A 13,735-nucleotide genomic window follows, 5' to 3' on the forward strand; every position below is an offset into this window, starting at 1 on the left:
TGGTGGTCACAGGCCGTGACCGTGGCCGGACGTGGTCAACTCCCGTCCGTGCGGGGCGTGTCCGCGTTGACGGCCTCGCTGACGTGCTTCACCTGGGGCTCCCGCACGATGTCGTAGTGGCCGGTCTCCAGGTGGTGCAGGCCCGACGGCCGGGGCAGCAGCGCCTCCCAGGCCGCGGCCTGGGTGTCGGGCGATCCCGGCGACGGCAGTCCAGGCGTGGGCAGTCCGGCCAGCCACACCGTGCTCGCCGTACGGCGCAGCCGCGGCAGCCGGTGCTCCGCCATGCTGTGCAGATTGGCGCGGCAGCACCGGGTGAGCCGGTCCGCGTACTGCCGTGCCTCGGCGCCGGGCGGGCCGCCGGTGTCCTGCCGGGCCAGTTCGTGGGCGAAGACCGTGCGGATCTGCTGCTCGTCGTAGCCGCCGAGTACCGGGCCCGCGCCGGGCGGCGGCGGGTCGAGCAGGTAGACGTGGTCCACGGGCCGCGCGTCCGCCTCGGCGGTGGCCGCCATGGACAGTGCCACCCAGGCGCCGAACGACCAGCCGGCCAGGCGCCGTCGCCAGGTGCCGTGCGGGAAACGGGCCTCCAGCGCCGCCTGGTAGCGCGCGGCGCGTCCGGTGAGGGTCCAGGGCGGCAGCCCGGGGTCGTGCAGCGCGGGGTCCGCGATCAGGCACACCGTCAGCCGGGGATCGAGGGCCGTGACCAGGGGCCGGTACGCCTGGATGTCGCCGCCCACGGGGTGCACCAGGCACAGCACGTCGCGGCCGGTGCCTTCCTGCCAGATCTCCAGCCGCACCGGATCGTCGTCCGGGGCCCCGGCATGGGCCGCGGCACCGAGGTGTCCGCGTATCTCGTCGACGCTGACCCGGTGGCTGAACCGGGACAGTTCCAGCTCGATGCCGTACCGGTCGTGGATGTCCGTGATCAGTTCGAGGAACGCCAGGGAGTCGGCGCCCAGGTCGTACAGCGAGGCCGACGGGTCGATGGAGTCCGTCCCCAGCAACCGGCACAGCAGGCCGGACAGTTCGTCGGCGGTCGGGACAAAGCCGTGAGCAGGGCTGCCGTGAGCCGGGCCGGAAGCCTCCGGAGCCGGGGCGGGCTCGGCGCGCTCGTAGAACGACCGGGCGTGGCCGAGGTCCGTGGTCGAGACCATCAGGTGCGGGAGCTGGAGCCGCAGCGCGTCTGCGAACACCCGCCGGCCCTCGCCGGCGGTCAGGCCGACCGCCAGGTGGGCGCGGTGCCTGGTGTCGTGCGGCAGGGCGTCCCCGGCCATACCCACGTCGCGCCAGACGTCCCAGTCGATGGCGGTGCGGACGGTGTCGTCGGGCGGCCCCGGACGGTACTGGGCGAAACCGTCCAGGAGCCCGTTGGCGGCGGCGTAGTCGAACTGTCCGGTGCCGCCGTACCAGGCCGACATCGACGAGCAGTAGACGGCGTGGGCGGGGCGGTGCGCGGTGATCAGCTCTTCCATCAGCAGGGCACCGCGCAGCTTGGCGGCCGTCCCGTGCCGCATGGCGTCGGCGTCCCGCCGCGCCAGCAGGGCACCGGAGGCGAGGCCGGCCGCGTGGACGATGCCGTCGATGGGCAGGCCGTTCCCGTCGATGCGGGCGCGGATCCGCTCGGGCGGCTCGTCGGCCAGGTCGGCCTCGATCAGCTCGACGCGGTCCGCCCAACGTACCAGCGCCTGCGGCAGGTTGGCGTGCCTGGCCAGCAGGGTGACGCGGCAGTCCGTCGTCTCCAGCAGGTGCGCGGCGATGCTGCTGCCGATGCCGCCGGTGCCGCCCAGGACGAGCCAGCGGCCCGCTTCGCCGTCGGACGGGCGGGCCCGGGGCGCGGGAGCCGTGACGGGCTGCGGTGTCGCGTGCCACCAGTATCCGGAGCGCAGCGCCAGCCGCCGGGGCAGCGCGTCCGGGGCGTCGCCCGGCTCGCCGTCCGGCACGGACGCCAGTGCCACGGCCCAGTCCGCGGGCCGTGGGGTCGGCAGGTCGAGCCAGTACGCGGTCAGGCCGGTCTCCTGACGCGGTACGTCAACGGCCCCCGCGAGCAAGCCGAGTTCGGGGCGCCGGACCGGGCCTTCGACCGGCTGGGCGCGGTGCGAAAGCCACCGGACGCGCGTCGCGGCGGCGGCTTCGGGGTTCTCGGCGAGTGCCCGCACCAGCGCGGCCGGGGCGTCCAGGCACGCCCAGCGGGCCCGCGCGAGGGACGCGTCGCCGACCTCGCCCGTCACCGAAAGCGGCAGCGCGTGCAGCCAGTCGATACCGTCGGGCGCCGCCTCCCGCAGGGCGCGCAGCAGCAGGCCGAGCGAGGCGGCGTCGGCGGGATCGACGGTGTAGACGCCGTCGGCGCACCGGGCGAAGGCGTCGGCGGCGGTGACCTGGACCACCCGTCCGTAGGCCGGTGCCAGGGCGCGCCAGTCGGCGGCATCGTCCTGGGTGGCGGTCATGACCACCAGAACCCGTGAACTCCCCTGCTCCGTAACGGTGTTGGCCCGACGCAGTCGGGTCCAGGCGGGCTGGTGCAGCCAGCGGTCGCCGGGGAGCCTGGGTGCGTCGCCGGGCCCGTCCGGTGCGTGGGGCGCGGGCCGGGGGAAGTCGTGCTCGGACAGGTCGAAGGCGGGCGGCGGGAAGTCCCAGGGGGCCTGGGCGGGGCCGGCCGGCCACCGGACGGGGTGCCCTGCCGTCCAGGCGGCGGCCCGTTGTTCCGGGGTGACGCCGGGGCCGGTCGGCAGGCCGGGGCCGGGCGGCGCCGCGTCGTCGGGGGGTGCGGGGGTGCCGGTGGCGGTGCGCAGCCACGCGACGGCCGACGCGGCGTCGGGGCAGACCGCGGCGGCGCGCCACCGGTGCGCGGGACGGCCCGCCTGGAGGTGGCGCAGCACCTGCGCGTACCGCTCCGGGCGGACGCTCAAGTAGTCCGCGATGCGCGCCGCTTCGGTCCGCAGTCCCGCCTCGCTGCGGCTGGACAGGACGAGGCAGGGCACCGTACCGGGGTCGGGCGCGGGGCGGTCCTGCGTGCCCTGTTCGAGGATCAGGTGGGCGTTGGTGCCGCCGATGCCGAAGCTGCTGACGGCCGCCACCCGCGGCCTGCCGGGCGGCCACGGAGCGGATCTGTCCGGTATGTGGAACGGCGCCGCGTCGTCGCCGATGTGCGGATTGAGGCGCCGGAAGCCGACGTTGGGCGGTATCCGGCCGTGGTGCACCGCGAGGACGGCCCGCACAAGACCGACGACACCGGAGGCGGCGCCGAGGTGCCCGATCTGGCTCTTGACGGACGACAGCGCGCAGCGCCCGGACTCCGCGGCCCCGAACGCCTGGCGCAGGGCGCCCACTTCCACCGGGTCGCCCAGCCGGGTGCCCGTACCGTGCGCCTCCACATAGCCGACGTCGGCGCCGCTGCGTCCGCTGCGCTCCAGCGCGGTACGGATGACCTCACGCTGCCCCGCGAGGGAGGGGGCGCTGTAACTCATCTTGTCGGCGCCGTCGTTGTTCAGGGCGGAGCCGGTGACGACGGCGTAGACGGTGTCCCCGTCGCGCCGGGCCTGCGAGAGCCGTTTCAGGACGACCACGCCGACGCCGCTGGCGCCGATGGTGCCGCCCGCGTCGTCGCTGAAGGGCCGGCAGCGGCCGTCGGGGGAGAAGACGTGCTGCGGCCGGTAGGTGTAGCCGTCGCGGAGCCGGGTGTCGACCAGGACTCCGCCGGCGAGCATGACGTCGGCGTCGCCCTGCCGCAGCAGCCCGGCGGCGATGTGGACGCCGGCCAGTGAGCTGGTGCAGGCGGCCTGCACGGTGAGCGCCGGGCCGGTGAGTCCCAGGTGGAACGCGGCCTTGGTGGCGAGGAAGTCCTTGTCGTGGTGGAGGGCGAGCTGGAAGGCGTCGGGCAGCGCCGCCGGGTCGCCCTCGCGCAGCATCGTCTGGAAGTACGTGTTCTCGCCGCACCCGGCGACGAGTCCGACGCGCCGCGGCGCCGGATCGGCGATACCGGCGTGCGCGAGCGCCTCGACGCAGCTCATCAGCAGGTGCCGCTGCTGGGGGTCCATCAGCCTGGCCTCCTGGCGGCTGATGCCGAAGTGGCCGGGGTCGAAGTCCAGCAGTCCGTCCATCTGGCTGCGGGCGCCCACCGTTCCGTCCGGGGCGTCGAAGTGCTCGATGCCCTGCGCGCCGGAGTCGACCAGGTCCCAGAAGGCGCCCAGGTCCCGGGCGCCGGGCAGCCGGACGGCCATGCCGATGACGGCGATCGGTTCGTTGCCGGGGGCGGCGGGCGCGGGGACGGCCGCTTCCGCGTCGCCCGCGCGGGACCGGTCGTCGAGGAAGCGGCCCAGCGCCCGGATCGTCACGTGGGCGAACAGGTCGGGGATGGTGAAGTCCAGGCCGGGTTCGCCGACGCAGCGCAGGTGGAAGCGCATCAGGTCGAGGCTGGTGGCACCGGCGTCGAAGAAGCGCTGCTCGGGGGAGACGCGTCGGCCGGTGGCCGCGGTGAACAGCTCGGACAGGCGCGCCTCGTGCGCCGGGACGCCGGACACCCGCTCGGCGCCGACGGCGGTACCCGGCTCTTCCGTGCTCGCCTCCAGCGCCGCCCTGCGGTCCAGCTTGCCGCTGGGGGTACGGGGCAGTGTGTGCAGCCGGCGGAAGCGGTGGACGCGCAGGTGGGCAGGGAGCAGCGCCGCGAGGTGGGTGCCGAGGTCGGGCGGCAGGGCCGCCCCGTCACGACACTGGAGGCAGGCCACCAACTGCCCGCCGTCGAGGACGACGACGGCCTGGACGATCCGGGGGTGGCGCAGCAACGCGGCCTCGATCTGGCCGGGTTCGACGCGCTGCCCGCTGACCTTGACCTGCTCGTCCTCGCGCCCCGCGTAGTGCAGCAGGCCCTGCCGGTCGAAGCGGGCGAGGTCGCCGCTGCGGTAGGAGGTGCCGGCGTCCCCGGCGGCCGTGAACCGGTCCCGGTTGAGCGCGGCGTCACCGACGTAGCAGGGCGCGGCCATGGGGCCGCCGATGAGCAGGTGCCCCGTGCGGCCGGGCGGCAGGGGCTGTCCGGCGTCGTCGACCACCCGGAGGTGGGCGTGCGCCACCGGGCGGCCGATGGCGGGGCGGTCCGGCCAGCGGGCGGGGTCGCCGTCCAGGCACAGCCCGCTCACCACATGCGTCTCGGTCGGCCCGTAGTGATTGCACAGCCGCGCGCCGGGCAGCCCGGCGAACCAGCGGCGGATCGCGTCGGTGCACACCAACTGCTCGCCCGCGGTGACCACTTCCCGCAGCCGCGACGGGTGGCGGCCCAGCCGCAGGCCGTGCTCGGCGAGCAGGTTCAGGGCCACGTACGGCAGGAAGACGCGTTCGACGGCGGCGGTCTCCAGCTGTTCCAGGAGGGCGGGCACATCCTGGCGCAGGCCCGGCCGGATCAGGTGCAGCAGACCGCCGCCGCACAGGGTGGTGAAGATTTCCTGGAAGGACACGTCGAAGGACAGCATCGAGAACTGCTGGGTGACCGCGGGCCCCTTGAGGCCGCCCTCATCGGCCTGCCACGACAGCAGGTTGCACAGGGTGCGGTCGGGCACCTGGACACCCTTGGGCGTGCCCGTGGAGCCGGAGGTGAACAGGATGTACAGCGGTCGCAGGCCCTGGTGGGGCTCCTGGGCCTGCGGGGCGGGCGGATCCTGCGGCAGGGTGACCGGATGGCGCGGCAGATCCGCACCGGCGACGGCGTCGAGAGCGGAATCCGCGCCGGGCGACAGCAGCACGCAGAGCGGTGCGACGCGCCCGAGCACCTGCCGCAGCAGCGCGGGCGGATAGGACGGGTCGAGCGGCACCGCGGTCACGTTGAGGCGGGCCAGCGCGAGCAGCGCCACCACGTGCTCGACGGACGGCGGCAGGTGCAGCGCCACACAGGCGGGCGCGTCGGCGTCCGGCAGCGGGTACCGGGCGCGCAGCTCGGCGGCCAACGCCGCGGCCTGCGCGTCCAGTTCGCGGTAGCTGAGCGTGCGGTCGCCGCAGGTCACCGCGGGGGCGTGCGGGGTGCGCCGCACCTGGCGTGCGAAGCCGTCGGCCACGGTGGTGAAGGCGGGGGTGCCCGGCGTACCGCGGCCGGGGTCGGCGAGCGCGCCCCGGTAGGGGGCCACGACGTCGGCGAGGGTGCCGCCCCCGCCTGCGGCCAGCCGGTCGAGCCCCTGGACGAACAGGTCCGCGAGGGACGCGATGTCCGCGGGGTCGAAGTGGTCGTCGGCGTACTCCCACAGGCAGTCGATGCCGTCCTCGTGCTCGACCACGGACAGCGTCAGCGGGCACTTGGCATCGGCCGGCGGCAGGAACTCCGGACGGCTGTCGCAGCCCGCCAGCGCCAGCGCCCCGAAGTCGGTGTTCTCCAGGACGAACAGGAAGTCGAAGGGCGTCCCTCCGGTGCGGGTGCCCCGGCCGTCCAGGACGTCGGCGAGCACCACGTCCTGCCGGTCGAGCACCGTCTGCGCACCGGCCGCCAACTCCCGTACCTGAACGCCGAGTTCGGACTCCGGGTCGAGGGCGACCGGCAGCAGTACGGTGTTGGCGAACATGCCGACGCCGGCCTCGAAGTCGGGCAGCGGACGTCCGGCGACCGGGGCGGCGATGACGGGGCGGGTCTGCCCGGTGACGCCGTACAGGCTCCATGCGTACGCGCTGAGCAGCACGTGGAAGCGGGTCAGGCCCAGTTCGGCGGTCAGCCGGTCCAGGGCCGTGCGCCGCGCCGGGCCGAGCGAGGTGCGCACCAGGCGGCCGGTGGGGTGCCCAGCGGTGTGCAGCGGCTCCAGGGCGGGGGAGGCGGGCGGCAGTCCTGCGTAGTACGCCCGCAGCTCCTCGCGCTGGGCGCGGTAGGCGTCGTGCGTGTGCCAGTCGGCCTGCCAGAGCGCCAGGTCGAGCGGTGTGGGGGTGCCGCTGTCCGCCGTCGGCCCGGCTTCCGGCTCCGCGCCGTCGCGCAGGGCGGCGGCGTAGCCGGTGGACAGGTCGCGGAACAGGACGTTGAGCGACCAGCCGTCGACGGCGATGTGGTGCAGGTGCAGCAGCAGCGTCCCGCCGCCGTCCCGCGGCAGCAGGCCAGCCCTGAGCATCCGGGGATCGGCCAAGTCGAAGGGCTCGCCCGCCAGTTGACGGGCCGCCGCCTCCTCGTCCGCTCCGTCGGCGGACCCGAGCGGCTGCCACGGGTCGTACGGCTCGGCCACCCGCTGCACGAGCCCGCCGGCCGTGGCGGCGAACCCGGTGCGCAGCGCGGGATGGCGTACGACCAGCTGCCGGAGTGCCCGGCGCAGCGCGGGGACGTCGAGGTCGCCGCTGACCCGGAAGGCGAGGGGCACGTCGTAGGCGCGGGAGCGCGGGGCGCGCTGCTGGAGCAGCCACAGGCGCTGCTGTTCGGCGGTGGCAGGTGCGCTGTCGCGGCCGGCTTCGGGGGCGGGCAGCGGCGGGTGGACACGGTCGCCCGCGGCGCGGCCCGCCGCGACGGCGGCGGCCAGCGTGGCGAGATCGGAGCCGAGCACCACCGACTGCGGCACGTCGCAGCCGTAGCGCCTGCGCACCTCGAAGCGGAGCCGCAGCGCCTTGATGGAGTCGCCGCCCAGCGGGATCCACCGGTCGTCGGGCCGCAGGTCCGTGGCGCCGAGCACGGCACCTGCGAGGTCGAACAGCTCGCGCTGCCAGGGCGTGATGCCGGTGTCCGCGCCACCGGCGGGCCGCCACGGAGCGCCGCCCCCGGACAGCAGCGCGTCCCGGTCGACCTTGCCGTTGGCGGTGAGGGGGAGCGCGTCCACGACGAACAGGTGGTGCGGGCGCATGTAGGCGGGCAGCCCGGTGGCCAGATGACGGTCGCACTGCTCGAAGGACAGCTCGCCGTCCGGGACCAGGTAGGCCAGGAGTTCCTGGGCACCCGCGGTGTCACGGCGGGCGCAGACGTACGCCTGCCGGATCGCCGGGTGGGACTCCAGGCACCGTTCGATCTCGCCCGGCTCGATGCGGAAGCCGCGCACCTTGACCTGCCGGTCGACGCGGCCCACGTACGTGAGCCGGCCCGCGCCGTCCCGGCGCACGAGGTCGCCGGTGCGGTACCAGCGGGTGCGTCCCGCGTCGTGCCACGGCAGCGTCACGAAGCGGCGGGCGGTCTCGTCGGGCAGATTGCGGTACCCGGCGGCCAGCCCGTCCCCCGACAGGTACAGTTCCGCGGCTTCCCCGGTCCGCGCCTGCCGGGTGCCGTCCGCGACGAGGAGCGCGCCGGTGCCGGGCAGCGCCTCGCCCAGCGGGACGACGTCGGAGTCGAAGTCACGCGGGACGGGGTGGCACAGCGCGAACGTGGTGGACTCGGTCGGCCCGTAGACGTTGAACAGCCGGGTCGCGGACGTGGCCGCGTTGTGCCGGTACCAGCGGCCGACCGCACGGGCATTGAGCTGCTCGCCGCCGATCAGGACCTGCCCCACCGAGGAGAAGCAGTCGGGCACCTCGTGGGTCACCGCGTTGAACAGCGCGGACGTCACGAACAGGGTGTCGACGGCCTCCCGGCGCACCGCCGCGGCCAGCGCGTCAGGCGTCTGCACGTCCGCGTCGGACAGGATCACGCAGCAGCCGCCGGTCAGCAGCGGCACCCACACCTCGAACGTCAGGGCGTCGAAGGCGGGGTTGGACAGGCAGGCGTAGCGGGCGCCGTCGGGCAGGTCGAGGTAGCCCTCGCGGGCCAGCCGCAGGACACCGGCGTCCGGCACCTCAACTCCCTTGGGGTGTCCGGTACTTCCCGAGGTGTAGAGGAGGAGGGAGGTCGGCGGGTGCGCGGACGGTTCCGCCGGCACGGCGTCCGGCTCGGCCGGGAGGCCGTCGGGCTCGTCGGCGGAGGCCGGCAGCGCCGAGACCGGGAGTCCGGTGACGTCCGGGGGCAGCGCCTCCAGCGATGCCGTGTCGTCGTGCACCAGCACCGTGGCGCCCGCGTCCCGCAGCATGTGCGCCCGCCGCTCGGGCGGGCTCTGCGCGTCCAGGGGCACCACCACGGCGCCGGCCCGCAGCACGCCGAGCAGCACGCAGACCAACTGCAGGGAACGCGGCAGGCACACCGCGACGGACTGGCCGGGGCCGACCCCGTGGCGGCGCAGGGCAGCGGCGACCGCCGCGCTCAGCCGGTCGAGCCCGGCGCGGTCGGTCACCCGCCCGCCGTCCACGACCGCGGGGGTGTGCGGCGCGCGCCGCAACCCGGCGACCACCGCGTCCGCCAGCCTTGCCGCGGCCGGGGGAGGGGACGTCTCGGGGGAGCGGCCGGTCATCGTGCCTCCCGGACAAGGGCGGTGGCGTCCTGCGGCGCGGGACGGGGCCCGGGTGGCGGCGGCGCGCACCGCGCCAGTTCCCGCTCGATCACGGCGGCGATCAGCGGCGTCCCGGCGCTCTCCAGCATGTCCCAGTGGCCGCAGTCCACCGGCTCCACGTGGTAACCGCCGTCGGCCCGCTCGCGCCAGAACGTCCGCACCGCGTCGGTGAACGTCTCGTCCGCGCCGCCGCCGACCGCCTGCAACAGCACCAGCCGCGCCGCCGAACGGGCGGGGACGTGCGCGCGTGCCGTCATGCGGTGGTGGTTGTAGACGCGGAAGTACTGCTCGATCTGTGCGTCGTCGATGCCGGGGTACATGCCGTTGAAACGGACCAGCTTGTCGCGGAACTCGGCCATGTCCACCGGCGTGACGGCGGCGCGCTCGGCCGGGTCGTCGGTGGCCTGTGTGTCGAGCAGGACCACGCTGACGCCGGTCCTGCCCGCGGCGGCCAGCCGGCGCCCCATCTCGTGCGCGACGAGACCGCCGTAGGAGAGGCCGGTCAGCACCAACGGGCCGTCGCCCAGCGGCTCGATGAGCCGCAGATACGCCTCCGCCATGGCCTCGACGCTGGGCAGGAACGATTCGCCCTGACTGAGGCCCGGTGACTGTATGCCGTACAGACCGATGCTGTCGGGCAGAGCCTTGGCCAGGGACAGATAGCAGAAGGCGGTCCCGCCGGCCGGATGCACGCACACCACGCGACGGCCGTCCGAACCGGCCCGGAACGCGATGAGGTTGCTCGAAGGCCGCCCGGCCGCGCCCCGCCTGATGAGCCCGCCGAGGTCCTCGATGGTCGGGTGGAGCATGATGTCGCGGACCGCGACCGCCTCGCCGAGACGCTCCCGCACCCCGTGCGCCATCTTGATCGCGGACAGCGACGTGCCGCCCAGGTCGAAGAAGCTGTCGCGGATGCCGATGTCGTCGGTGAGCAGGATCTCCTGCCACATCTGATAGAGGCCCAGCTCTATGTGGTCACGCGGACTCGCCGTGTTGACCTGGGTGCTCGCCGTGGCACGCGCCCGCTCCAGCAGGGCCGCCCGGTCGAGCTTGCCGCTGCGGTTGAGCGGCAGGGACGCCACCTCCACGAAGCGGGCGGGGATCATGTAGTCGGGCAGCCGCTCCGCCAGAAGGGCGCGCCATGCGTGCGGCGGGCGCGGGGCCGCGTCGCCCCTGCCGACACCGGCCACCAGGCGCAGCCGCCCGTCCGCCTCGCGGTCCGCGAGCACCGCCGCCTCCCGGACACCGTCGAGCGCCAGAATCGCCGCCTCGACCTCGCCCGGCTCGATGCGGAAACCCCGCAGCTTCACCTGGTCGTCCGTGCGGCCCAGGTACTCGGCGTTGCCGTCGGGCAGCCGCCGGGCCAGGTCACCGGTGCGGTACAGCCGCCCGCCGGGGACGAACGGGTCGGCGACGAACCGCTCTGCTGTCAGGTCGGGCCGGTGCAGATAGCCCTGCGCCAGGCTCGCGCCGCCGATGTACACCTCACCGGCGACCCCGGCGGGCACCGGCAGGAGACGGTCGTCCAGCAGATACATCCGTGTGCCGGGCAGTGGCCTGCCGATCGGGCACTGCCGCTCCAGCGGCTGCGGGTCGTAGTAGGCGGTGCTGTAGAGCGTGGCCTCGGTGGGGCCGTAGCCGTAACAGACGCGCAGCCCCGGCAGATGCTGCGTCATGCGGTACAGCGCCATCTCGGGCAGCGACTCCACGCCGGTCAGCAGCCGCCGCAGGCTCAGCCCCGCCAGGCGCCGCGCGGGATCCTCGTCGATCCACTTGATGTACGCGGGCGGCAGGAACGCCTGCCCGATCCGGTGCTCCCGCATCCACCCCAGCAGCGCCTCGGGGTCGCCCCGCAGCTCGTCGGGTACCAGGTGCAGGACGCCGCCCGTGGTGAGCGGCAGCAGCAGTTCGTGCACGGACGCGTCGAAACCGATGCCGGACCACGCCGACGACGCCTCACCCGGCTCTGCCCCCATCCGGTCCGCCCAGGTGTCGAGGAGGTTCAGGACGCTCGCCTGCGTCACCGCGACGCCCTTGGGGCGGCCGGTCGACCCCGACGTGTAGATCACGTAGGCGGGTTGCGAGGCCGGTATGCGCACGCCGGGTGCGTCCTCGCGGGTGCCCTCCGCCTCGACCGCGCGCAGGGAACGCCACGGACCCGGCCGCGCGTCCGGGTCACCGAGGTCGCTGAGGACGAGCGCGGGCGCCGCGTCCTCGACCATCGCGTCCAGCCGGGCGGCCGGCTGCGCCGGATCGAGCGGAAGCCAGGCGGCGCCCGCCTTCAGGACCCCGAGAATCCCCACCACCAGCTCCGCGGTACGCCCCGCGTGCACGCCGACCACCTGCCCCGGCCCGGCGCCGCGGGCCGCCAGCGCGTGCGCGACGCGGTTGGCCCGCAGGTCCAGCTCCGCGTAACTGTGCCGGACGCCGCCGCAGACCAGCGCCGGTGCGTCGGGCCGCAGCCGTACCCCGTCCTCGAAACGCCGCACCAGGCCGTCCGGGGCGCAGGTCGCGTCCGGTACGGCGTCCCGGTGTCCGGCGTCCCAGTCCGCCACCAGCCGCCTGGTCTCCTCACCGGCCATCAGCGGGAGGTCCGCGACGCAGCTGCCTGGCCGCTCGGCCATGGCCGCCAGCAGGTGGTGCAGGTACCGGGCGTACCGCTCGACCGTCGCCCGGTCGAACAGGGCGGAGGCGTAGTCGAGATGGCCGACGACACACCCGTCGGTCTCCGTCAGCGACAGCGCCAGGTCGAACTTGGCGGCTGCGGCGGGGATGTCGAGCGGCTCCACCTCGATGTCCGGCAGCGCGAGCATCCCCTGCTGGTCGGAGACCCAGGCGCACATGGTCTGGAACAGCGGGGTGTGCGCGGGGCTGCGCGGCGGGTTGACCAGTTCCACGATGCGCTCGAAGGGCAGGTCCTGATGGTCGAGCGCGCCGCGGACGACCCCGCGCACCCGCTTCAGCGCGTCCGCCGCCGTCGGCGTGCCGGACAGATCGACGCGCAGCGGGAGGGAGTTGACGAAGAAGCCGATCAGCCCCTTCACGTCACCGTGGCCGCGGTTGGCCGTCGGGGTGCCCACCACGATGTCGCGCTGCCCGGTCAGCCGGGACAGCAGCACCGACCAGCCGGTGAGCGCGGCGACGAACAGCGTGCCGCCCGACCTGCGCGCCACCGACTTGAGCGCCGCGGTGAGTTCCCTGTCCAGGCTGAAGCCGACCCGACCGCCGCGGTGGTCCTGCTCGGGCGGGCGGGGCCGGTCGGTGGGCAGCGCGAGGAGGGCGGGCGCGCCGGCGAGGTGCTGCTGCCAGTACGCGGCCTGCGCGGCGGCCTCGTCGCCCGCGGCCTCGGCCCGCTGCGCGCGGGCGTAATCGGCGTACTGGCGCTCCGGCGCGGGCAGCGGATCGGGGGCGCCGCTCACCGACGCCGCGTAGCAGAGCCCCAGTTCGCGGTAGAACACCTCCATCGACCAGCCGTCGAAGACGGAGTGGTGCATCGTCAGCAACAGGACGTGCTGCCGCTCGCCCATGACCAGGAGTCGGGCCCGGCCGAGCGGTCCACGGCGCAGGTCGAAGGGGGTGGTCAGCTCCTCGCGCTGCCGGGCGGCCAGCCGTTCTCCGGCGTCGGCGCGGCCCGTGAGGTCCTCCACCACCAGCGCGAATCCGGTCCCGGGCGGATCGATGTACTGGAGCACCTCGCCCCCGACCTCGGCGAGCCGGGTCCGCAGCGTCTCGTGCCTGCGGACCAGCGTATCGAGCGTCCGCCCGAGCACCTGCCGGTCGAGCGGCCCGCGCAGCCGGAAGGCCATCGCCTCGTTGTACGCCGCCCCGGCGCCCGGCAGTTGGGACAGGAACCACATGCGCTGCTGCGGGAAGGACGAGGGCGCCACCGCCGCAGGTGGGGCGGGGTCGCCCGGGAGAAGGGCGGACGGGCGGGAGGGAACGGGGTGGGGGGTGTGCGGAGACGGCAAGGCGTGTTCTTCCCCTCTGCGGAGAAATGGGACGTTCGCGCAGACATCCGGCTGCCGGGGCGCGCGAAGTCGGGAAGGGGGTGGGGTGTTGGGTGTGCGGAGGTGAGGGAGGAGCGGCCCGCCCGGACGGCGCCGGGAGCGCGGGTCGGCGGACCGTTCAGGTCACCTGACGCCGACGCCGGAGGGTGAGGTGCGCACGGTCATCCGCGGGCGCGCTCATGGCAGGAGCCGACAACGTTGCCACCGCAGGTCGTGGAGGCCGGGGCGGAGTTGCACAGGGGTACCAGCTTCCTCGTGAGCCGCACGGCGGACGGGCAGACTTCGCGCCGGACGGCAGGAACGAGACGGTGGGGACGCCGGACGCACGGCGATAATTGATCACGCCCCAATAGCCTGTCAATGGTCATAGGGGGAGGGGAGAACTGGTCTTCAGGGCGGCACTTTTGGGCCTTGACGCGGCGCCCGGGTGCGTGGGTACGC

2 protein-coding genes are annotated in these 13,735 nt (G+C 74.8%); both read right to left on the reverse strand.

Going from position 1 to position 13,735, the window contains the following annotated elements; translation table 11 throughout:
• Window positions 1-35: 35 nt before the first annotated feature.
• On the reverse strand, window positions 36-9,248 hold the full coding sequence (locus ACIBK8_RS06200) for an amino acid adenylation domain-containing protein (protein ID WP_399040392.1): 9,213 nt from the start codon (window positions 9,246-9,248) through the stop codon (window positions 36-38).
• A complete protein-coding gene (locus ACIBK8_RS06205; protein ID WP_399040749.1) occupies window positions 9,245-13,144 on the reverse strand; it encodes an amino acid adenylation domain-containing protein in 3,900 nt (1,299 codons plus the stop codon). Before ACIBK8_RS06205 ends, ACIBK8_RS06200 begins: the two co-directional genes overlap by 4 nt.
• Window positions 13,145-13,735: the final 591 nt, after the last annotated feature.

This window comes from Streptomyces sp. NPDC050161 (genome assembly GCF_044460025.1).
Lineage (GTDB): Bacteria > Actinomycetota > Actinomycetes > Streptomycetales > Streptomycetaceae > Streptomyces.